Here is a 20,248-nt window from a genome sequence, read left to right on the forward strand (position 1 = left end):
TGAAAATGGTTGTCAAAATCAGGCGAAACCGGGCGTTCGCGCGTCCGTGCGGGAGGATGGCCGGATGATCGCGATCACGCGCTACCGCGTGCCCGAGGCGGACGCGCCCGGCTTCGCCGCCGAGATGACCGCCGTGCTGGAGACCCTCGCCGCCTGCCCCGGCCACCGCTCGGGACGGCTCGCGCGGACCGTGGACGATCCGTCGCTCTGGGCTCTCGTCACCGAATGGGACGGCGCCGGATATTACCGCAGGGCCCTCGGCGCCCCCGGCCTGCGCGCCCGGTTCATCCCGCTGTCGGCGCTTGCGGTGGACGAACCCGGAGCGTACGAGGTCGTCGCGTATTCCTGAGCGGGCGCGTCCCGGACCGGTCAATGGCCGGGAAAGACGCGCGTCCGCCCGTTTGCCCCGGTGCGCCGTCGGTGATCACCGCCCTAGCTGATCATGGATGGCCAGGGAGACGTGATGCGGAATGCGGTGGTCCTCGGAGCGGCGTGCAGCGTGGCAGCGGCCCTCGTCGTCGGGCTCGGGCCGTCCGCCGCGGGGACCCCGGGCGGGGCGTCCGCCGCGCTGAACCCCGCCGCGCGCGCGACGGTCGTCGCCTACCGGGGCGTCCGGGTGCCGGTCCCGGCGGGCTGGAGCGTCCACCGGCTGGACCGGGAGCCGACGCGCTGCGTGCGCTACGACGTGAACGCCGTCTACGTGGGGCGTTCCAGCTCGTCCGCCGAGCCGGACTGCCCGGCCCGCGTCATCGGCGGCGCCACCGCACTTCACGTCGAGCCGCTGGACACGGCCGCCGAGCGCCGCCGCACGCCCGTCCGCCCCGACCGCCTCGCGCACTACGCCGTCCGCGCCACACCCGAGCACCGGACCCAGGTGGTTCTCCCCGAGGCGGGCGTCACCCTGTCCGGCGTCTACGGCACCGACCCCGCCTCCCTCCAGGACGCCATCCGCCGCACGCGCCTCACTCCGTCCTGGCAACCCTCCCCAAGCCCCACCACCGCCCCGCACGGGACGCCAACCGCCGCATCGAGCGGCAAGCCTGCCGTGACGTCGTCGCAGAAGCCTGTCGCCCGGCCGGGAGTCGCGTCGGGTGGGAAGCCTGCCGGTGCGGGCGGGGGTGGCGTGCAGGGTGGTGGGGCGGTGAAGGCCGTCGGCGAGCCGGTGCGGGAGAGCGCGCGTCCGCACTGGGTCCGGGGACGGGCGTTCGACACGTGCGCGGCGCCGGGTCTCGCCACCATGCGCGCCTGGCGGTCGGCCTATCGCATCGCGAACATCTACATCGGCGGCGTGTCGCGCGGGTGCGCGCAGCCGCATCTGACGCGCGGCTGGGTGCGGAACGTCCGGGCGCTCGGCTACCGGCTGATCCCCACGTACGTCGGGCCGCAGGCGCCCTGCACGCGCTACCGCGCGCGGTTCACGCGGCACGACGCGCGGGCCGAGGGGGCGCGGGCGGCGGCCGACGCCGTCCGCCGGGCGCGGGCGCTCGGCATCCCCGCCGGCAGCCCGATCTACGCCGACCTGGAGGACTACGACAGCGGAAACGCGTCCTGCCGGGCCGCCGCGCTGGACTTCGTCGAGTCCTGGACGCGCGCGCTGCGCACCCGCCACTACGTCGCGGGCCTGTACAGCAGCGCTGCGTCCGGCATCCGGGACCTCGGACGGGCGCCGCGCAGCAGGGCCAAGCCGCCCGTGGTCTGGTTCGGGCACTGGGACGGCCGCCCGTCGGTCTACGACAGCCGCTACCTGAACCCCGCGTGGTGGCCGCCGCACCGCCGGATCAAGCAGTACCGGGGATCGCACCGCGAACGCCACGGAGGTGTGGCGCTCCGGGTGGACAGCAACGCGGTGGACGGCCGCGTTTACTGAGGAGCGTCCGCGTTCCGGGGTGCCCTAAGCTGGGCACCGGGCCACCGGACGCAGGCACGGCCGCGTCCGCGTCGACGCCCGACCGGGGATGGAACTCGCCCCGCGCCCGCGGGGACCACCGACAGTCCCGCCGACCGCCAGTTGGATGGAGAACACGTTATGGCACGCCGTTCCGACGTGATGGACGCGATCGTCAACCTCGCCAAACGCCGGGGTCTGGTCTACCCGTCGAGCGAGATCTACGGCGGTCTGCGCGCGTCGTGGGACTACGGCCCGCTCGGCGTGGAGCTGAAGAACAACGTCAAGCGCCAGTGGTGGAAGTCGATGGTGCAGGGCCGCGAGGACATCGTCGGCCTGGACTCCTCGGTGATCCTCGCCCGCGAGGTGTGGGAGGCGTCCGGCCACGTCAACGCCTTCGTGGACCCGCTGACCGAGTGCCAGTCGTGCCACAAGCGCTTCCGCGCCGACCACCTGGAGGAGGCGTTCGAGGAGAAGCACGGCCGCGCCCCGGCCGCGCTCGCCGACATCACCTGCCCGAACTGCGGCGTGAAGGGCGCGTTCACCCAGCCCCGCATGTTCAACGGCATGCTGAAGACCTACCTCGGCCCCGTCGAGGACGAGTCGGGCCTCGCCTACCTGCGTCCCGAGACCGCGCAGGGCATCTTCATCAACTACCTCAACGTGCAGCAGTCCGCGCGCCGCAAGGTCCCGTTCGGCATCGGCCAGATCGGCAAGTCGTTCCGCAACGAGATCACGCCGGGCAACTTCATCTTCCGGACGCGCGAGTTCGAGCAGATGGAGATGGAGTTCTTCGTCCGTCCGGGCAGCGACGAGGAATGGCACCAGTACTGGATCAACGAGCGTTACCAGTGGTACCTGGACCTCGGCATCACCAAGGACAACCTGCGACTGTTCGAGCACCCGGCCGAGAAGCTGTCGCACTATTCCAAGCGCACGGTGGACGTCGAATACCGCTTCGGCTTCATCGGCAGCGAATGGGGCGAGCTGGAGGGCGTCGCGAACCGCACCGACTACGACCTGACGACGCACTCCAAGGCGTCCGGCACGGACCTGTCGTTCTTCGACCAGGAGTCCGGCGAGCGGTTCGTCCCGTACGTGATCGAGCCGGCGGCGGGCGTGGACCGCTGCACGCTGACGTTCATGATGGACGCCTACGCCGAGGACGAGGCCCCGAACGCCAAGGGCAAGCTGGAGAAGCGGACCGTCATGCGCCTCGACCGGCGCCTCGCCCCGGTCAAGGTCGCGGTGCTGCCGCTGTCGCGCAACGCCGACCTGTCCCCGAAGGCCCGCGACCTCGCCGCGCAGCTCCGCCGCAACTGGAACGTCGAGTTCGACGACGCGAGCGGCATCGGCCGCCGCTACCGCCGCCAGGACGAGATCGGCACCCCGTTCTGCGTCACCGTCGACTTCGACACGCTGGAGGACGACACCGTGACCGTCCGCGAGCGCGACACGATGAGCCAGGAGCGCATCGCGATCTCGCAGGTCGAGGGCTTCCTCGCCGCCCAGCTCGTCGGCTGCTGAATCCGGGGCGTCCACGGACGCCCCGGATTTGAGTACGCGTACTCAGGCGACCGGGAACGCCGTCCGCCAGCCTTGTCCTCATGACGAAGCGCGCGCGGGCGGCGGCCCTGGTGGCGGGCGGCTACGCGGTGGTGGTCATCGCCGTGGCGGTCGACGCGGTGATCGAGCTGAGAACCGATGATTCCGGGCTCAGCGCCCTCTGGCTGCTGCTCGTCACCCTGCCGCTGGGCGCGGTCGTGACCGGGGTGACGGACTCCCTTTTCGGTGCTTCCCTCGACGGCCTCAAGCCCGGGCTTCCGGTGCTGATGTTGGTGGCGAGCGGGTTCGTGCAGGCGGGGCTGCTGCGGGTTCTCATCGGGGGGCGGTGGAATCGGCGGGGGCGCTGAGGCTTCCATTTGTGGGGGAAGCCCCAGCGCTTTCGTCTGTCGGGGTGGGACAGGGGACGCGTTCTTACATCAGGCCGGGACGGCGCTCCTCTTCCTCGGCCCGGATGACCTGCATGACCGCGTTGATGAGCGCGAGGTGGGTGAACGCCTGCGGGAAGTTGCCGAGCTGGCGGCCCGTGTGCGGGTCGATCTCCTCGGCGTAGAGCTGGAGAGGACTGGCGTAGGACAGCAGCTTCTCGCACAGCGTCCGCGCGCGGTCCAGCTCGTTGATCATGACGAGGGTGCTCACCATCCAGAACGAGCAGATGGTGAACGTGCCCTCCTCCGACTCGAACCCGTCGTCGGTCTCGGTGGCCCGGTACCGCTGGACGAGGTCGTCCTCGGTCAGCTCGTCGGCGATGGCGAGGACGGTCTCCCGAACGCGCTTGTCGTCGGCGGGCAGGAAGCCGAGGAGCGGGATGAGCAGCGCCGACGCGTCCAGCGCGTCCGCGCCGTAGTGCGCGACGAACACGCCCCGCTCGTCCACCGCGTTGGCGAGGACGTCGGCGTGGATCTCGTCGGCGGCGCGCTGCCAGCGCTCGGCGCGGCCGTGGTCGCCGCGGATCCGCGCGAGCCGCGCGCCCCGGTCGGCCGCGACCCAGCAGAACACCTTGGACGAGGTGAAGTGCTGCGGTTCCCCGCGCACCTCCCACATGCCGCAGTCGGGCGTCCGCCAGTTCTCCAGCGCGTCCTCGACCTGCTTCACGACGATCTTCCAGAGCCGGTCGTCGAGGCGGTCGCGCTTGCGCACGAACATGTAGATCGACCCGATGATGGCGCCCCACACGTCGTGCTGCGCCTGCATGTACGCCTCGTTGCCGATGCGCACCGGACGGGCGTTGTCGTACCCGCTGAGGTGGTCGAGCGTGGACTCGGGGAGTTCTTCCCGTCCGTCCAGGCCGTACATGATCTGGAGCTTGCCCTCGGCGGCCTCGGCGACGTCGGTGATGAAGTAGAAGAAGTCGTTGGCCTCCCAGTCGTATCCGAGCGTGTAGAACGCCCACAGCGCCATCGTGGAGTCGCGGATCCACGTGTAGCGGTAGTCCCAGTTGCGGTCACCGCCGGGCGTCTCGGGCAGCGAGGTCGTCGCCGCCGCCGCGACTGCGCCGGACGGCCCGAACGTCAGGCCCTTGAGCGTGAGCGCGCTGCGCTGCAGGTGGCTGCGCCACGGGTGGTCGGGGAACTGGCCCCGGTCCAGCCAGTGCTGCCAGTGGTGGACGGTCCACACCAGCCGCTCGTGCGCCTCGGCGTAGTCGGCGGGCGGCGCGTGCTCGCTCCACGACAGCGCGACGAACCGCGCGTCGCCCTGCTTGAGCAGCGTCCGCGACGTGGCCAGCGACCCCTCGAACCCGACGTTCAGGTCGGTGTTGAGCCGCAGGTTGATCCCGTTCCCGCGCGCCACGGCCTCGTGGTAGCCCTGCCCGGTGTGCTCCCAGCGGGCCGGCGTGAGCCCGTAGTCGAACACCGGCATGCAGTCCAGCCGGATCTGCGCCTGGCCGTTCACGCACCGGATCATGCGCAGCAGCACATGGTCGGCGTCGTAGTCCGTCGGCGCCCTCCGGTGCGTGTGGGACCGCTCCGTCTCGTGGTGCCACGGACCCATCAGCAGCGCGTCGGTCACGACGACCCACCCGCCATGGAGCCACCACGTGGTCTCCATCACCATCGTGCCGGGGATGTAGCGCTGGGCTGCGGGCACCTCGACACCGGCGGGACCGAGCCGGAAGTATCCGGCGTCACGGTCGAGGATGGACCCGAACACGCTCGGCGAGTCCATCTTCGGCAGGCACATCCACTCGATGTTCCCGCTCGGCGCGACCAGGGCCGTCGTCTCGCAGTCGGACAGGAACCCGTAATCGGCGATCGGGGCGAACGGATCCCCCGCCCGGCCACCGGCGACCATCGGCCTCACAACCTCACCTCCTTGATCCATCATTCCCTTTCGATGGCGATGCGCACTCCGTCCCGGGACGTGATCTGTGCCCCGTCCGGTCGCGGATCGCCGCTAGTGGAATAGACCACTACAGGTGGTCTGACCTGGTCTTTTTCAGCCTGGGGCGGGGGGCGGGCGGAAGATCACCGCCACGCGGGTACAGTCCCCGCCAACGGGAGACGAGGTCCGCGACCGGCCGGCCGCGATGAGGCGGCGTGCCGGACGCGGGTTTCCCGTCCCCCCGATTGGTCATCATCGGAGCGAGAAGGAGCTCCCCGTGCCAAAGTTCGTGTACGACTTCACTGAGGGCAACAAAGACCTCAAGGACCTGCTGGGCGGCAAGGGCGCCAACCTGGCCGAGATGACCAACCTGGGCCTGCCGGTTCCCCCCGGCTTCACCATCACGACCGAGGCGTGCCGGCACTACCTGGAGCACGGGACCGTTCCGTCCGGACTGCAGGACGAGATCGACGCGCACCTGGCCGCGCTGGAGTCGTCGATGGGCAAGCGGCTCGGCGACCCGTCCGACCCGCTGCTGGTGAGCGTGCGGTCCGGGGCGAAGTTCAGCATGCCGGGGATGATGGAGACCGTCCTCAACATCGGGTTGAACGACGACTCCGTCCTCGGCCTCGCGGCTCAGGCGGGGGACGAGCGGTTCGCCTACGACTCCTACCGGCGCCTCATCCAGATGTTCGGCAAGACCGTCCTGGACATCGACGGCGAGCTGTTCGAGGACGCGATCGAGGCGGCGAAGAAGGCGCGCGGCACGACCGACGACGCCGGGCTCACCGCCGACGACCTGCGCGGCCTCGTGGCGACCTTCAAGGGCATCGTGCAAGACGAGGCGGGCCGCGCGTTCCCGTCCGACCCGCGCGAGCAGATGGACCTGGCCGTCAAGGCCGTCTTCGACTCGTGGAACGCCGAGCGCGCCATCCTGTACCGGCGGCAGGAGCGCATCCCGGTCGATCTCGGCACCGCCGTGAACATCTGCTCGATGGTGTTCGGCAACCTCGGCCTGGACTCGGGCACCGGCGTGGCGTTCACGCGCGACCCCGCGTCCGGCCAGCAGGGCATCTACGGCGACTACCTGCAGAACGCGCAGGGCGAGGACGTCGTCGCGGGCATCCGGAACACGGTTCCGCTGACCGAGCTGGAGACGATCGACAAGGCGTCCTACGACCGGCTGCTCCAGATCATGGAGACGCTGGAGAACCACTACCGCGACATGTGCGACATCGAGTTCACGATCGAGCGCGGCAAGCTGTGGATGCTCCAGACCCGAGTAGGCAAGCGGACCGCCGCCGCGGCGTTCCGCATCGCCTGCCAGCTCCTGGACCAGGGGCTCATCGACGCCGACGAGGCCGCCCAGCGCGTCACCGGCGACCAGCTCGCGCAGCTCATGTTCCCGCGCTTCGACGACGCGCGGCTCGACGGCGTCACCCGACTCACCCGCGGCATGAACGCCTCGCCGGGCGCGGCCGTCGGCACGGCCGTCTTCACCTCCGAGCGGGCCGTGGAGCTGGCCGCTCAGGGCAAGGACGTCATCCTCGTCCGCCGCGAGACCAACCCCGACGACCTGGCCGGCATGGTCGCGGCGCGCGGCGTGCTCACCTCGCGCGGCGGCAAGACCTCGCACGCCGCCGTGGTCGCGCGCGGCATGGGCAAGACGTGCGTGTGCGGCGCGGAGGAGCTGGAGGTCGACGTCAAGGCCGGGACGCTCACCGCGCCCGGCGGCGTCGTCGTCCGGGAGGGCGACGTCGTGTCGATCGACGGGACGTCCGGCGACGTCTACCTCGGCGAGGTGCCGGTGAAGCACTCGCCGGTCGTGCAGTACTTCGAGGGCGAGCTGTCGGCCGAGGACGGCGGCGAGCTGGTCGCGTCCGTCGACCGGCTCATGGCGCACGCGGACGCGGCGGCGCGGCTGAGCGTCCGCGCCAACGCCGACACCCCCGAGGACGCCGCGCGGGCGCGCCGCTTCGGCGCCCGCGGCATCGGCCTGTGCCGCACCGAGCACATGTTCCTCGGCGACCGGCGGCAGCTCGTGGAGCAGCTCATCCTCGCCGAGGACGGCGCGGAGCGGCAGGCCGCGCTGGACGCCCTCGAACCGCTCCAGCGGGAGGACTTCACGGGGATCTTCGCGGCGATGGACGGGCTGCCGGTGACGATCCGGCTCATCGACCCGCCCCTGCACGAGTTCCTCCCCGATCTGACGGACCTGGCGGTCAAGCTGGCCCTCGCGGGCGACGCGGCCGACCCGAAGGACCGCCGGCTGCTGGAGGCGGTCCGTCGGCTGCACGAGCAGAACCCTATGCTGGGTTTGCGAGGTGTGCGGCTCGGTTTGGTGATTCCCGGACTTTTCGCTATGCAGGTGCGGGCGATCGCCGAGGCCGCGGCCGACCGGCGGAAGGCGGGCGGCGACCCACGGCCGGAGATCATGATCCCGCTAGTGGGCGCGGTGCAGGAGCTGGAGGCCGTCCGGGAGGAGGCCGAGAAGGTCCTCGCGGACGTCGCGGAAGAGACCGGCGTGGACGTTCCGGCCCTGATCGGCACGATGATCGAGCTGCCCCGGGCCGCGCTGACCGCCGGGCAGATCGCCGAGGCCGCCGAGTTCTTCTCGTTCGGCACCAACGACCTCACCCAGACGACGTGGGGCTTCTCCCGCGACGACGTCGAGGCAGCGTTCTTCTCCCGCTACCTCGACCTCGGGATCTTCGGCGTCTCCCCGTTCGAGACCCTGGACCGCGACGGCGTCGGACGGCTCGTCCGGATCGCCGCCGAGGAGGGGCGCCGGGCGCGGCCGGGCATCAAGCTCGGCATCTGCGGCGAGCACGGCGGCGACCCCGACTCGGTCCACTTCTGCCACGAGGTCGGCCTGGACTACGTGTCCTGCTCGCCGTTCCGCGTGCCGGTGGCGCGGCTGGAGGCGGGCCGCGCCGCGATCGAGGCGGTCGGCAGCGACCACCGCTGAGCGTCGGTCACCCGGCCGCTCCGGCGGCCGGGTGACACAATCCGGTCGAACCGGGTGCCCGCACGCGTGAACCGGCAACGGTCCGGCGCTCGTCTGACTACCGTGGCGAGTGCGATGACGATGGAGATCGAGACACCGGACCCGGACCGGTGGGACGACGAATCCGGCCCTTCCGACGACGACGGCGGACGCAAGCGGCGGCGGCGACCGCGGTCCCGCGTGTTCGGCATCAGCATGATCATCATCGCGGCGGTGCTCGCGACGGTCGTGCTGACGCCGCTCGCGGTGTGCTGGCGCGTCTGGTACCAGGCCCGCCAGGACGAGCGGCCCCGCTCGGACACGATCATCGTGCTGGGCGCGGCGCAGTACAACGGCGTCCCGTCGCCGACGCTGAAGTGGCGGCTCCAGCACGCGCTGGACCTGTGGCGGCTCGGCGTCGCGCCGCGCATCGTCACGGTCGGCGGGAAGGCGCCCGGCGACAACTACACCGAGGCGGAGTCGGGACGGCGCTGGCTCGTCGAGAAGGGGCACGTCCCGGCCGACAAGGTGGTGGCGGTGCCGTCCGGACGGGACACGCTGCAGAGCTTCCAGGCGCTCGGGCGCGTCTACAAGCAGCGGCACTGGTCGTCCGGCGTGATCGTCACCGACCCGTGGCACGGGCTGCGCTCCAAGAAGATGGCGGAGGACAACGGGATCACGGCGGCGTCCTCGCCGACGCGCAGCGGGCCGAGCGTCCAGACGCGCGACACCCAGTTCCACTACATCGTCCGCGAGACGGGCGCGTACCTGTCGTACGTGCTGCTCGGCAAGAGCGTCCGCGTGCCGGGCGAGACGATCGAGAACGCGCCGATCACCGACCCCGCGGAGCAGTCGCCCCGGCCCCGCTAGGCTGGGCAGGACCATGAACGACTACTCCGACCGCGACCGGCGGCGTTGGGCGCCCGAACCGCCGAAGCGGCGGGGCCGGGGCGCGTTCGAGCGGGACCGGGCGCGGGTGCTGCACAGCGCCGCGCTGCGGCGGCTCGCCGCCAAGACGCAGGTCGCCTCGCCCGGCGCCGAGCCCGAGAACAACGTCCAGAGCCTGCGGACGCGGCTCACGCACTCGCTGGAGTGCGCCCAGATCGGGCGGGAGCTGGGCCGCTCGTTCGGCTGCGATCCCGACGTCGTCGAGACGGCCTGCCTGTCGCACGACATCGGGCATCCGCCGTTCGGGCACAACGGCGAGGCGGCACTGGACGAGGTCGCGCGCGCCTGCGGCGGGTTCGAGGGCAACGCGCAGAGCCTGCGGGTGCTGACGCGGCTGGAGCCGAAGTCGTTCGCGCCGGACGGTCCGCCGATGTACGGCCGCAGCGTGGGGCTCAACCTGACGCGCGCGTCGCTGGACGCGGCGATGAAGTACCCGTGGTCCCAGGCGAACGCCGTGAATGGGAAATTCGGCGTCTACCAGGACGACATGGACTACGCCGGGTGGATCCGGGAGGGCGCGCCCGACGACCGCACCTGCTTCGAGGCGCAGGTCATGGACTGGAGCGACGACGTCGCCTACTCCGTCCACGACCTGGAGGACGCGTTCGTCGCCGGGCACATCGACGTCGCGCTGCTGGCCGACCCCGCCGAGCGCCGGGCCGTCGCGGCGACGGCCGTCGAGCTGTACTGCACGGAACGGTCCGGCGAGCACCCGGTGCCGCGCGCCCGGCGTCCCGAGCGGGCCGCGTCCCCGCTGGTCGCCGAGCCCGCCGAGCTGGAGGAGCGGTTCACGGCGCTGCTCGCCGAGCCGTACTGGCCCGTGCGCTACGACGGCACCGCCCGCTCGCTCGCCGCGCTGAAGAACCTGACCAGCTCGCTGATCGGCCGGTTCTGCCTGGCCGCGGAGAAGGCGACGCGGCACGAGTTCGGCGACCGGCGGCTGACGCGGTACGGGGCGGAGCTGATCGTCCCGCGCGCGCAGCGGCTGGAGTGCGCGGTGCTCAAGGGGATCACGGCGCACTACGTCTGGATCAGCCACGAGCGGGAGCGGGCGCGCCAGCGGGAACTGGTGCTGGAGCTGGCCGACCTGATGCTCGCGGGCGCCCCGGCGACGCTCGATCCCGCGTTCCGGGAGGCGTTCACCGGCGCGGCGGACGACGCGGCGCGGCTGCGGGCCGTCATCGACCAGATCGCGTCCCTGACCGACACCTCGGCCATCGCCCGGCACGCCGCGCTGACGGCCGGACGGAACGCGACGATCATCGCGGCGCCCTGAGTCGTTCGTCCGTTTCGCGGGCGGGTACCGTCGGTCACGATGGTGGCCCGGACGATCTCCACGACGGTGCCGCGCCGGGCGCGCGGCGCCGTGACCTCGGCGTTCGCCGTCCACGGCCTGATCTCGGCGGCGTGGCTGCCGCGCATTCCGCAGATCAAGGAGCACCTCGGGCTGGGCGCCGGGGTGTTCGGCGTGGCGCTGCTCGGCGCGCCGCTCGGGGTGGCGTGCGCCGTCCGCGCGGCGGGCTGGTGCGTGGCGCGGTGGGGGAGCCGGGCGGTGGTGCTCGGGGCCGGGTCGGTCGCGTCCGTCGCGCCGTTCCTGGTCGCGCTGAGCGGGAACCTCGGGTGGCTGCTGGCGGCGCTGCTGCTGTTCGGTGCGTCCCTCGGGCTGATGGACGTCGCGATGAACGCGCAGGGCGTCGCGGTCGAGCGGGCGTACCGGCGGCCGATCATGTCCGGGCTGCACGGGTCCTACAGCGTCGGGGCGCTGGCGTCGGCGCTCGCGGGGTCGGCCGCCGCGCAGGCGCGGGTGCCGGTGCCGCTGCATCTGGCGGTGGCGTCGGCGGTCATCCTCTGTCTGCTCTGGACGTTCTGCCGTCCGCTTTTGGATCGTTCCGCCGAGGTGTCGCCCGTGGCGTCCGGGCCGCCGCGTTCTGTGCGGACGCATCGGGCGGCGTTGTTCGTGCTCGGCGTCATCGCGCTCTGCTCGTTCGTGGGGGAGGGCGCGATGGGCGACTGGAGCGCCGTCTACCTGCGCGAGACGCTCGGGACGGGCCCTGGGGCGGCCGGCCTCGGGTATGCCGGGTGCGCGGTCGCGATGACGTTGGGCCGCGTCGCGGGGGACCGGGTGGTGGCGCGGTTCGGCGCCGTGGCGGTGCTGCGTGCGGGCTCTCTGGTGGCGGCGCTCGGGCTCGGTGCGGGGCTGCTGGCGCGTCATCCGGTCGCGGCGGTCGCCGGGTTCACCCTGTTCGGGCTGGGCGTCGCGGTGGTCGCGCCGGTGACGTTCAGCGCGGCGGGCAACCTGCCGGGCGTGCCGGCCGCCGCCGGGATCTCGCGGGTGACGGCGCTCGGGTATCTCGGGCTGCTGGGCGGTCCGCCGGTGATCGGGTTCGTCGCCGAAGGGGTCGGGCTGGGGTGGGCGCTGGGTGTCCCGGTGGTGCTGGCGGGGACGATCGCGGTGCTCGCGGGCGCCGTTTCGTCCGCCCGGCGGTGACCTTCCGTACTGATCGTTTTTTCCCCGGGGTAACCTCTCGGGCGCCTCCGCCGCTCGGGTAAGGTCTGGGCGAGTGAGCACCCTGCAGCGGTCGAGACCGGTCAAAACGGTCAAAACGCTGTCCGATTACCGGACATTCGCCCGTGAACTCCTGACGTTCGGTTTCGTTGGGTTCCTGGGCACGGTGATCACCATCGGGGGCGCGAACGTGCTGCGGCACGTGCTCGGCGGCGGGCCGCTGACGAGCGTGATCGTCCCGACCGTCGTCTCGACGATCACGTCCTACCTGCTCAACCGGCACTGGACCTTCCGGCACCGCGACAGTGACGGGACCGGACGCGAGTTCGCCCTGTTCTTCGGCCTCAACGGCGTCGGCATGGTCATCCAGGTGCTCTGCACCGGCTTCACCTATTACGTCCTGAACCTGCACGGCAGCGTCTCGTACAACGCCGCGCTCGTCGGCGGAATGGCGCTGGGTTCCTGGTTCCGCTACTGGTCCTACCGGAAATGGATCTTCACTCCGGCCGTCGCGTGACGGACCCGCGGCTGGAACGCGAGTGGCCGACGCACCGACCGGCCGTGTTCGGTGCCGCATACCGCATCACGGGCAGTGTCGCGGACGCCGAGGACGTCGTCCAGGACACCTGGCTGCGCGCCGCGTCCCGCGACCTCGGCGACGTCCGCGACCTGCGGGCCTGGCTCGTCACCGTCGCCGCGCGCCGCGCCCTGGACGTGCTGACGTCCGCCCGCGCGCGCCGGGTGGACTACGTCGGGCCGTGGCTGCCCGAACCGCTGCTGACCGGGCCGGACGCCGCCGAACCCGTCCTGCTGGACGAGACGGTCGGCACCGCGATGCTGGTCGTCCTGGAGGAGCTGACCCCTGCCGAGCGGGTCGCGTTCGTGCTGCACGAGGCGTTCGCGGTCGATTACGCGCGGATCGGTGCGGTGCTCGGACGGTCCGCCGCCGCGTGCCGCCAACTCGCCGCGAGCGCCCGGCGGAAGGTCGCCGCGCGGCACCGTCCGGCCGCGCCCGCCGCCGAGCGCGACCGGGTGCTGGCGCAGTTCCGCGCGGCCTACGAGAACCGCGACGAGACCGCGATGCTCGCCCTGCTGGACCCGGACGCGACGCTGACCACCGACGGCGGCGCCGCCGAGGGCCTGTTCGCCGCCCGCAAGATCATCTCCGGAATGGAGCGCGTCGCACGAGTGCTGGTGAGGGTGACACGACGCAACACGCTGACCCTCACCCCGGCGGAGGTCAACGGCGAGCCGGGGTTCCTGATCGTCCGAAACGGGCGCGTGATCGGCGTCGACACGGTCACCGTCGCGGACGGCCGGATCGTCGCCTACCGGCGCGTCCTCAACCCGGCGAAGCTGGGGCATCTTTCTCGCTGAGGGACCTCACATTCGGGCGGCCTGTGTCGTCTTCAAGGTGAGACCACCTTGAAGGAGGAGAACGATGGGACGAAGGCTCGACTTCGGCCACGCCGCGGGCGACGTGTACCGCGCGTTCATCCAGGCCGACCGCGCACTGTGCGAAGGCCCACTCGACACCCGCCTCTACCACCTGGCCAAACTCCGCGCCTCACAGATCAACCAGTGCGTCTTCTGCGTGGACATGCACGTGTACGAACTCAAGGAGATGGGCGAGACCGACGACCGACTGTTCCAACTCGTCGCCTGGCGCGAGTCCGAACTGTTCGACGCCCGAGAACGCGCGATCCTCGCCTACACAGAGTCCGCGACCCGCCTGGGCGACGACGGCGTACCGGACGACGTCTGGGCCGAAGCAGCCCGCCACCTGGACGAAAAAGAACTCGGCGCCCTGGTGGGCGCGGTAGCCCTGATCAACGCCTTCAACCGCATCAGCGTCCCCACCCAGAACCGCCCCCCAATCCGCACCTGACCCACACCGCACACGGAAAGGCGCTCGGCCCGCACCCACCCCAGCACTGGACGCGGCCCGCCCACACGAGACACCACTCCGCCCCATACGCGCCCCCCGGCGGCGGACGCCGCACGGGCGGGCGGGACGGCCCCGTCCCGTACCTGCCCCCGGGCACCGGGCGCCGCGCGGTTGCGCGGGGCGGGGCTCCGGCCAGTGCGTGAGCCCCGGCGGCGGATGCCGGACGCTTGTGCGGGAGCGCTTCGGCGTGTGTCGGCGGGAGCGAGTGGCGGTCCGGGTGGGGTGGGTCAGCGGCCGGTGGGGACGAGGTCCTTGACCTGGGCGTGGGCCTCGGCGAGGACGGGTGCGAGGTCCTGGCCGGTGGCCTGGGAGAAGATCACGTGGTCGATGCCGGCCTCGGCGAGGCGGCCGATCGTGTCCACGGCGTGCTGCACCGAGCCGTCGGTGATGGAGAGGGAGGTCTTTTCGATGTCGGCGTAGTCGCGGCCTTCGGTGTCGCAGTGGGCGCGCAGGACGTCGAGCTTGCGGGGCAGTTCTTCGGAGTCGAAGATGTTGCAGGCGTCGGCGTACTTGGCGACGAACCGCAGCGTCTTCTTCTCGCCGGAGCCGCCGATGAGGACGGTCGGGTGCGGGCTCGACACCGCCGCCGGGACGTTCAGCGGGCGGTCCGCGCGGTAGTGCTCGCCCTCGAACGGCTTCTCGTCGCCCTTCCACATCTGGTGGGCGAGGCGCAGCGCCTCTTCGAGCTGCTCGAAGCGCTGGGCGACGGGCGGGAACTCGAACCCGTAGCCGCGCGACTCCTCGTCGTTCCACGCGGCGCCGATGCCGAGGTAGGCGCGTCCGCCGGACAGGACGTCGAGCGTCGTGACGGTCTTCACCAGCAGCGCGGGGTTGCGGTAGATGACGCCGGTGACCATCGTGCCGAGCTTGATCCGCTCGGTCAGGGCGGCGGCGTAGCCGAGCGTGGTGTACGCCTCCAGCATCGGCTCGTCCGCCGCCCCGACCTGCTGAATCTGGAAGAAGTGGTCCATGACCCAGAGCGACTCCAGCCCGCCCTGGTCGGCGTCGCGGGCGATGCGGGCGAACTCCGGGCCGATGCGGTCGCCGAAGGAGGTGAAGCTGGGCACTTGCAGACCGACGCGCATGCGCGTTCCTCTCTGAACGGCCGACGTGAGTTGACGGGCTCCACTCTGCGACCTGGAGCGCGCTCCAGGTCAAGTCCGTCGCCCGTGGACCTTCCCGCTTGACCTGGAGCGCACTCCAGCACAAAGGTGGGCGCGTGACGTCCTACACCCCGGGGGAGACCGCAGAGAAGAGCGGCTTCTCCCTCGACACGCTGCGCTACTACGAGAAGATCGGCCTCCTCTCGGGCATCGCGCGGGACACGGCCGGCCGCCGCGTGTTCACCGACCACGACCTCAGCTGGCTGCACATGATCCGCTGCCTGCGCGAGACCGGAATGCCGCTGGCAGAGATGGTCCGGTACGCGGAGCTGACGCGCGGCGGCGAAGGAACGGTCGCCGACCGGCTGGAACTGCTACGGGACCACGACCGACGCGTCGAGGCGGAGATCGCCAAGCTCCGCGCCCAGCAGCGCCAGATCCAATGGAAGATCACCCTCTACAGCGGCACCCTGGAAGGCGCCTGCTCACCCAAGCGCACGCCACCGCCCGCCGAGACACCGGCGAAAGCCCCCGCAGGCGCGCAGGCAGGAGCCCCCGCAGGAGCGTCGGCGGGGACGCCTGCGGGCGCGTCAGCCGGGGTTTGAACGCAGTGCTAGCGCGGGGGTACTAGCCGGGTGTGAGCGCGCGCTGGCCCGTGCGTCGGCTTTGTGCGTCGCGGAGACTGCGGTGAGGCGTCGGCAGCGATCTGAGCAGAGGTGCGAGCGCGGGGGTGCTAGCCCGGGTGTGCGGCGATGGTCGCCAGTGTGGGGGCGGGGGTGTCGGGTGGGGTTTGCGTGCGGGCGATCGTTTCGCCTGTGTGGAGTCTGCGGCGGAGGAGGGTTGAGTCCGGTGCCGTTGCTGTGATCAGGACGGCTGGTTCCGCCAGTGGTAGCACTGCCAGGCCGTCTTCGGTGTGGGGTTCGCGGCGCAGGTTGCTGTCGACGAGCAGGATGCTGCCGACTGTGCGGGCGCCGGCCAGCACGGCTGCCGAGTTGTACACGGCCGGGTCGTCCAGGATGAGTTCGTGGCGCAGCAGTGGGCGGCCGTTGCACGTCACGTCGAAACGGCTCATGTGGCGTCCGGGCGCCTCGCCGTGTCGGCCGAGGATCAGTTCCTCGCGCCAGCGCAGCGTGGCGTCCGCCGCCAGGTCGACCACGGCCGTTGCGCGGTGTCGGCAGCCGCGCGCCGCGACGGTCGGCTCGGGTGCGTAGTCGAGTCGGCCGGCTGCGCCGACCGACGCGTGGACGGTCATGTGCGACTCGCCCGCGCCGGGGAGTGCCAGGGTTGTCGCTGACGATCGGATCGCTAGGACGGCGCCTGGTCCGACGGTCAGGTCCAGTTTTAGGTCGTCGCCGCCGAGCGGGCTCGCTGCCGCGCCTACCAGGTAGACGGCGTCGGGCGTGGCTCGGACGGCGAGGGGGCCGTCCGAGCGCAGCCGTGTCAGCCGGGTGCGGCCGGACGCGTCCGCCTCGGCGGTGACGGCGGCGCGCGGTGCGTAGCCGCGGGTCATGAGGCCGCCGCGTGTGCCGCGCCTACGGCCGCGCGGACCCAGTGCGCGATCTCGGTCGCGGCCGGGTCCGTCCGCAGCGAGTTGAGGACGACCGGGCGCCCGTCGCGCACCCGCGCCGCGTCCGATGCCATGAGGTCCAGGTCGCTGCCGACGAAGGGGGCCAGATCCGTCTTGTTGATCACCAGCAGGTCGGCGGCGGCCACGCCGAGGCCGCCCTTGCGCGGGACGTCGTCGCCGCCCGCCACGTCCAGCACGAAGATCTGCCGGTCCGCGAGGCCCCGGCTGAACAGCGCGGTCAGGTTGTCGCCGCCGCTCTCGATGATCACCAGCTCCAGGCCGGGGTGCCGGGCCTCCAGCGCGTCCACCGCGTCCAGATTGGCGGAGATGTCGTCGCGGATCGCGGTGTGCGGGCACGCGCCCGTCCGGACGGCCGTGATCCGGTCGTCGGACAGCACGGCCTCGCGGCGCAGGAAGTCGGCGTCCTCGGTCGTGTAGATGTCGTTGGTCACGACGGCGAGGTCCAGCTCGTCGCGCAGCGCCCGGCACAGCGCGGCGGTCAGCGCGGTCTTGCCGCTGCCGACCGGGCCGCCGATGCCGAGCCGCAGCGCGCGCCCCCGCACGGGCGCGGCGTCGTGGACGTCGTGTCCGTGTCCGAAATGTCCGCCCATAACGTCCTCCTCAGGATTCGAAAAGTCGCAGGTTCGCGCGCGCGTGCCGCTCGGCGTCCAGGTCCAGCACCGGCGCGGACGCGGCGGGCAACTCCGCCCACGGCCGCCCGGCGTACCCGGCGGCCTCGGCCGCCACGGCGTCCATGACGTCCGCGAGCCCGGCCAGCGCCGCATGGACGGCGAGCGGGTCGAGACCGAGCAGCCGCACCGCCGCCGACGCGCCCCCGCTCACCGTCCCGAACACCGCGACCGACGCCGCCTCACGCGGCCCGCCGCCCGCCACCGCCGTCGCGGCGCCGAGCACGACCGGATGGTGCGGCCCGAGCGGGACCAGCGCGTCCAGCACCGGCGACGGCCACGCCGCCCGCACCGCCCGCAGCAGCGACCGTCCCTGCGCCCGCGACGCGCGCCGCTGCGCCGGCGACGGCGTCCGCGCGTCCGCCTCACCGTCCAACACCTCCCACCCGCCACCGACCCCCGCGCCGGCAGCGACGTTCGCCGCCGCGCGGCGTCCGCACCCGGAGTGGGTGTGAGCGGCGATGGTGTTGGACGCGGTGGCGTCCGGCGTCCTTGTGCCGAGTTCGTGGGTGGCGTGGGTGTTCGCGGCGGCGGCCAGGGCGGCGGTCACCAGGCCGGACGTTGTCAGGCGGCCGTGCAGGAACGCCAGGAGGGTCGGGACGTCGGTGATCGCGCCCGCCGTGACGGCCGGCTCCACGCCGCCGGAGTGGGCGTGGGCGCCGGCCGGGAGGCGGGCGTCGGCCAGCAGGAGCAGGGAGGCGTCCATCAGAACAGGAAGTACCGCTGCGCCATCGGCAGTTCGGCGGCGGGCGCGGGTTCGATCTCGTCGCCGTCGATCGTGACGGTGAAGGTGTCGGCGTCCACGCGGATGTCCGGTAGGGCGTCGTTCAGGGGGAGGTCGGTTTTCCCCAGGCGGCGCGTGTCCTTGACGGGGACGAACGCGCGGCGGACCTCGGGCAGTCGCTCGGCCAGGCCGTCGTCCAGGGCGGCGGGGGAGACGAAGTGCAGGGACGTCGCGGCGGCGGCCGAGGGGGCGGCCCCGAACATCGGGCGCGGCAGCAGCGGCTGCGGCGTCGGGATCGAGGCGTTCGCGTCGCCCATCGCCGCCCACGCGATCATGCCGCCCTTCAGGACGACGTGCGGCCGGACGCCGAAGAACGCCGGGTCCCACAGCACGAGGTCGGCGAGCTTGCCGGGCTCCACCGAGCCGATCTCGCCGTCCAGGCCGTGCGCGATCGCCGGGTTGATCGTGTACTTGGCGACGTAGCGGCGGGCGCGCAGGTTGTCGGCCGGGCCGTCGCCGGGCAGCGACCCGCGCCGCCGCTTCATCGCGTGCGCGGTCTGCCAGGTGCGCAGGACGGTCTCGCCGATCCGGCCCATCGCCTGAGAGTCCGAGCCGATGATCGAGATCGCGCCGAGGTCGTGCAGGACGTCCTCGGCCGCCATCGTCGTCGGCCGGATCCGGGACTCGGCGAACGCCAGGTCCTCGGGCACCGACGGGTTCAGGTGGTGGCACACCATGAGCATGTCGAGGTGTTCGTCCAGCGTGTTGACGGTGTGCGGACGCGTCGGGTTCGTCGAGGACGGCAGCACGTTCGGATGCGCCGCGACCGTGATGACGTCCGGCGCGTGCCCGCCCCCCGCGCCCTCGGTGTGGTAGGCGTGGATGGAACGTCCGGCGATCGCACCGAGCGTCGACTCCACGTACCCGGCCTCGTTCAGCGTGTCGGAGTGCAACGCGACCTGCACGCCGGACGCGTCCGCGACGCGCAGGCACGCGTCGATCGCGGCGGGCGTCGACCCCCAGTCCTCGTGCAGCTTGAACCCGGACGCGCCCGCGCGGAGCTGCTCCCACAGCGCGTCCGCCGAGACGGTGTTGCCCTTGCCGAGCAGCGCGACGTTGACGGGCCAGCCGTCCAGCGCCTCCAGCATGCGGTGCAGGTACCAGACGCCCGTGACCGTCGTCGCCTTCGTGCCCTCGGCCGGTCCCGTGCCGCCGCCGATGATCGTCGTCACGCCCGCGCCGAGCGCCTCGGGCAGGAGCTGCGGCGCGATCAGGTGGACGTGCGAGTCCACCGCGCCCGCCGTCAGGATCCGCCCGTTGCCCGCGAGGACTTCGGTGGTCGGGCCGATGACCAGATCGGGGTGGACGCCGTCCATCGTGTCGGGGTTGCCCGCCTTGCCGAGCGCGACGATCCGCCCGTCGCGGATCCCGACGTCCGCCTTGATGATCCCCCAGTGGTCCAGGACGACCGCGCCGGTGATGACGAGGTCCAGGGCGCCCTCGGCGCGGGTCGCCATGGCCTGGCCCATCGACTCGCGGATGACCTTGCCGCCGCCGAACACCGCCTCGTCGCCCGCCCCCGCCGGGCCGCGGCTGCGGTCCTCGGTGACCTCGACGAACAGGTCGGTGTCGGCGAGCCGGATCCGGTCCCCGGCGGTCGGGCCGTACAGCTCGGCGTACCGGGCGCGCGTCAGCTCAGCCATCGAGGCCACCGCCCGCGCGCAGGCCCGGGACGACGCGGCGCCCGCCGAGCGGGACGAGCGCGACCTCCGCCGTCATGCCAGGCTCGAACCGCACGGCGGTGCCCGCCGGGACGTCCAGCCGGGTGCCGCGCGCCGCGTCCCGGTCGAACTCCAGCGCGGCGTTCGCGGCGGCGAAGTGGTAGTGCGAGCCGACCTGGACGGGCCGGTCGCCGGTGTTGGTCACGGTGAGCGTCACCCGGGGGCGTCCGGGGTTCAGCTCGACGGGCGCGTCCCCCGTCACGATCTCTCCTGGAACCATGCCGCG

General features: G+C 72.2%; 19 protein-coding genes. 12 read left to right on the forward strand and 7 right to left on the reverse strand.

Annotated elements, in window-relative coordinates:
• Nucleotides 1–64: 64 nt before the first annotated feature.
• From GQ466_RS06810 to GQ466_RS06825, 4 genes are all read left to right on the forward strand, one after another.
• Nucleotides 65–349 (forward strand): antibiotic biosynthesis monooxygenase family protein, encoded by a 285-nt coding sequence (locus GQ466_RS06810; RefSeq protein WP_161101857.1) that lies wholly within the window; start codon nt 65–67, stop codon nt 347–349.
• Between the two features lie 114 nt (nt 350–463).
• Entirely contained in the window at nt 464–1,867 is a 1,404-nt protein-coding gene (locus GQ466_RS32235; protein ID WP_161101858.1) for a glycoside hydrolase domain-containing protein, read from the forward strand.
• Nucleotides 1,868–2,026: 159 nt separating this feature from the next.
• Nucleotides 2,027–3,412: a glycine--tRNA ligase gene (locus tag GQ466_RS06820; protein ID WP_202419989.1), complete on the forward strand. Its 1,386-nt coding sequence runs from the start codon at nt 2,027–2,029 to the stop codon at nt 3,410–3,412.
• A gap of 80 nt (nt 3,413–3,492) precedes the next feature.
• Entirely contained in the window at nt 3,493–3,798 is a 306-nt protein-coding gene (locus GQ466_RS06825; RefSeq protein WP_161101859.1) for an SCO4225 family membrane protein, read from the forward strand.
• A gap of 64 nt (nt 3,799–3,862) precedes the next feature.
• Here the strand turns inward: GQ466_RS06825 and GQ466_RS06830 are convergent, their stop codons facing one another.
• Nucleotides 3,863–5,740, reverse strand: coding sequence for a glycoside hydrolase family 15 protein (locus tag GQ466_RS06830; protein WP_161102443.1), 1,878 nt, complete (start codon nt 5,738–5,740; stop codon nt 3,863–3,865).
• Between the two features lie 307 nt (nt 5,741–6,047).
• On the opposite strand from GQ466_RS06830, the gene ppdK reads away from it, so the two are divergent.
• From ppdK to GQ466_RS06865, 7 genes are all read left to right on the forward strand, one after another.
• On the forward strand, nt 6,048–8,738 hold the full coding sequence (gene ppdK, locus GQ466_RS06835) for a pyruvate, phosphate dikinase (protein WP_161101860.1): 2,691 nt from the start codon (nt 6,048–6,050) through the stop codon (nt 8,736–8,738).
• A 102-nt stretch (nt 8,739–8,840) separates the two neighbouring features.
• Nucleotides 8,841–9,626, forward strand: coding sequence for a YdcF family protein (locus GQ466_RS06840; RefSeq protein ID WP_337193345.1), 786 nt, complete (start codon nt 8,841–8,843; stop codon nt 9,624–9,626).
• 13 nt (nt 9,627–9,639) lie between these two features.
• A complete protein-coding gene (locus tag GQ466_RS06845; protein ID WP_161101861.1) occupies nt 9,640–10,980 on the forward strand; it encodes a deoxyguanosinetriphosphate triphosphohydrolase in 1,341 nt (446 codons plus the stop codon).
• Nucleotides 10,981–11,019: 39 nt separating this feature from the next.
• The gene (locus GQ466_RS06850; RefSeq protein WP_161101862.1) at nt 11,020–12,192 is read left to right on the forward strand and encodes an MFS transporter; all 1,173 of its coding nucleotides are present in this window, start codon (nt 11,020–11,022) and stop codon (nt 12,190–12,192) included.
• A 73-nt stretch (nt 12,193–12,265) separates the two neighbouring features.
• Nucleotides 12,266–12,727, forward strand: a complete 462-nt coding sequence (locus GQ466_RS06855; RefSeq protein ID WP_337193346.1) for a GtrA family protein — start codon at nt 12,266–12,268, stop codon at nt 12,725–12,727.
• A complete protein-coding gene (sigJ, locus tag GQ466_RS06860; protein ID WP_161101863.1) occupies nt 12,700–13,587 on the forward strand; it encodes an RNA polymerase sigma factor SigJ in 888 nt (295 codons plus the stop codon). The genes GQ466_RS06855 and sigJ overlap by 28 nt, the downstream gene beginning before the upstream one ends.
• A gap of 64 nt (nt 13,588–13,651) precedes the next feature.
• Entirely contained in the window at nt 13,652–14,098 is a 447-nt protein-coding gene (locus GQ466_RS06865) for a carboxymuconolactone decarboxylase family protein (RefSeq protein ID WP_161101864.1), read from the forward strand.
• 287 nt (nt 14,099–14,385) lie between these two features.
• Here GQ466_RS06865 and GQ466_RS06870 read toward each other — a convergent pair whose 3' ends face one another.
• Nucleotides 14,386–15,243 (reverse strand): LLM class F420-dependent oxidoreductase, encoded by an 858-nt coding sequence (locus tag GQ466_RS06870; protein ID WP_161101865.1) that lies wholly within the window; start codon nt 15,241–15,243, stop codon nt 14,386–14,388.
• A gap of 134 nt (nt 15,244–15,377) precedes the next feature.
• Here GQ466_RS06870 and GQ466_RS06875 point away from each other — a divergent pair, with 134 nt between their 5' ends.
• On the forward strand, nt 15,378–15,866 hold the full coding sequence (locus GQ466_RS06875; protein WP_161101866.1) for a MerR family transcriptional regulator: 489 nt from the start codon (nt 15,378–15,380) through the stop codon (nt 15,864–15,866).
• Nucleotides 15,867–15,994: 128 nt separating this feature from the next.
• Here GQ466_RS06875 and GQ466_RS06880 read toward each other — a convergent pair whose 3' ends face one another.
• The 5 genes from GQ466_RS06880 to GQ466_RS06900 are packed head-to-tail and all read right to left on the reverse strand — an operon-like array spanning nt 15,995 to nt 20,242.
• Nucleotides 15,995–16,771, reverse strand: coding sequence for an urease accessory protein UreD (locus GQ466_RS06880; RefSeq protein ID WP_161101867.1), 777 nt, complete (start codon nt 16,769–16,771; stop codon nt 15,995–15,997).
• Nucleotides 16,768–17,439 (reverse strand): urease accessory protein UreG, encoded by a 672-nt coding sequence (gene ureG / locus GQ466_RS06885; RefSeq protein WP_161101868.1) that lies wholly within the window; start codon nt 17,437–17,439, stop codon nt 16,768–16,770. Before ureG ends, GQ466_RS06880 begins: the two co-directional genes overlap by 4 nt.
• Nucleotides 17,440–17,449: 10 nt before the next feature.
• On the reverse strand, nt 17,450–18,223 hold the full coding sequence (locus GQ466_RS06890; RefSeq protein WP_161101869.1) for an urease accessory protein UreF: 774 nt from the start codon (nt 18,221–18,223) through the stop codon (nt 17,450–17,452).
• Complete coding sequence (locus tag GQ466_RS06895; RefSeq protein ID WP_161101870.1) at nt 18,223–19,944, reverse strand: urease subunit alpha; 1,722 nt, start codon at nt 19,942–19,944, stop codon at nt 18,223–18,225. Before GQ466_RS06895 ends, GQ466_RS06890 begins: the two co-directional genes overlap by 1 nt.
• Nucleotides 19,937–20,242, reverse strand: coding sequence for an urease subunit beta (locus tag GQ466_RS06900; protein ID WP_161101871.1), 306 nt, complete (start codon nt 20,240–20,242; stop codon nt 19,937–19,939). The genes GQ466_RS06895 and GQ466_RS06900 overlap by 8 nt, the downstream gene beginning before the upstream one ends.
• Nucleotides 20,243–20,248 lie beyond the last annotated feature (6 nt).

Origin of the sequence: Actinomadura rayongensis (assembly GCF_009831215.1) — a bacterium.
Lineage (GTDB): Bacteria > Actinomycetota > Actinomycetes > Streptosporangiales > Streptosporangiaceae > Spirillospora > Spirillospora rayongensis.

Bases quoted from the DNA above. Each gene is read 5' to 3' on its own strand.
- GQ466_RS06845 (WP_161101861.1), top strand. From the start codon at position 9,640: ATGAACGACTACTCCGACCGCGACCGGCGGCGTTGGGCGCCCGAACCG.
- GQ466_RS06890 (WP_161101869.1), bottom strand. From the start codon at position 18,223: ATGGACGCCTCCCTGCTCCTGCTGGCCGACGCCCGCCTCCCGGCCGGC.
- GQ466_RS06810 (WP_161101857.1), top strand. From the start codon at position 65: ATGATCGCGATCACGCGCTACCGCGTGCCCGAGGCGGACGCGCCCGGC.
- GQ466_RS06865 (WP_161101864.1), top strand. From the start codon at position 13,652: ATGGGACGAAGGCTCGACTTCGGCCACGCCGCGGGCGACGTGTACCGC.
- GQ466_RS06850 (WP_161101862.1), top strand. From the start codon at position 11,020: ATGGTGGCCCGGACGATCTCCACGACGGTGCCGCGCCGGGCGCGCGGC.
- GQ466_RS06825 (WP_161101859.1), top strand. From the start codon at position 3,493: ATGACGAAGCGCGCGCGGGCGGCGGCCCTGGTGGCGGGCGGCTACGCG.
- GQ466_RS06900 (WP_161101871.1), bottom strand. From the start codon at position 20,242: ATGGTTCCAGGAGAGATCGTGACGGGGGACGCGCCCGTCGAGCTGAAC.
- sigJ (WP_161101863.1), top strand. From the start codon at position 12,700: ATGGATCTTCACTCCGGCCGTCGCGTGACGGACCCGCGGCTGGAACGC.
- GQ466_RS06880 (WP_161101867.1), bottom strand. From the start codon at position 16,771: ATGACCCGCGGCTACGCACCGCGCGCCGCCGTCACCGCCGAGGCGGAC.
- GQ466_RS06820 (WP_202419989.1), top strand. From the start codon at position 2,027: ATGGCACGCCGTTCCGACGTGATGGACGCGATCGTCAACCTCGCCAAA.
- GQ466_RS32235 (WP_161101858.1), top strand. From the start codon at position 464: ATGCGGAATGCGGTGGTCCTCGGAGCGGCGTGCAGCGTGGCAGCGGCC.
- GQ466_RS06870 (WP_161101865.1), bottom strand. From the start codon at position 15,243: ATGCGCGTCGGTCTGCAAGTGCCCAGCTTCACCTCCTTCGGCGACCGC.
- GQ466_RS06830 (WP_161102443.1), bottom strand. From the start codon at position 5,740: ATGGTCGCCGGTGGCCGGGCGGGGGATCCGTTCGCCCCGATCGCCGAT.
- GQ466_RS06895 (WP_161101870.1), bottom strand. From the start codon at position 19,944: ATGGCTGAGCTGACGCGCGCCCGGTACGCCGAGCTGTACGGCCCGACC.
- ureG (WP_161101868.1), bottom strand. From the start codon at position 17,439: ATGGGCGGACATTTCGGACACGGACACGACGTCCACGACGCCGCGCCC.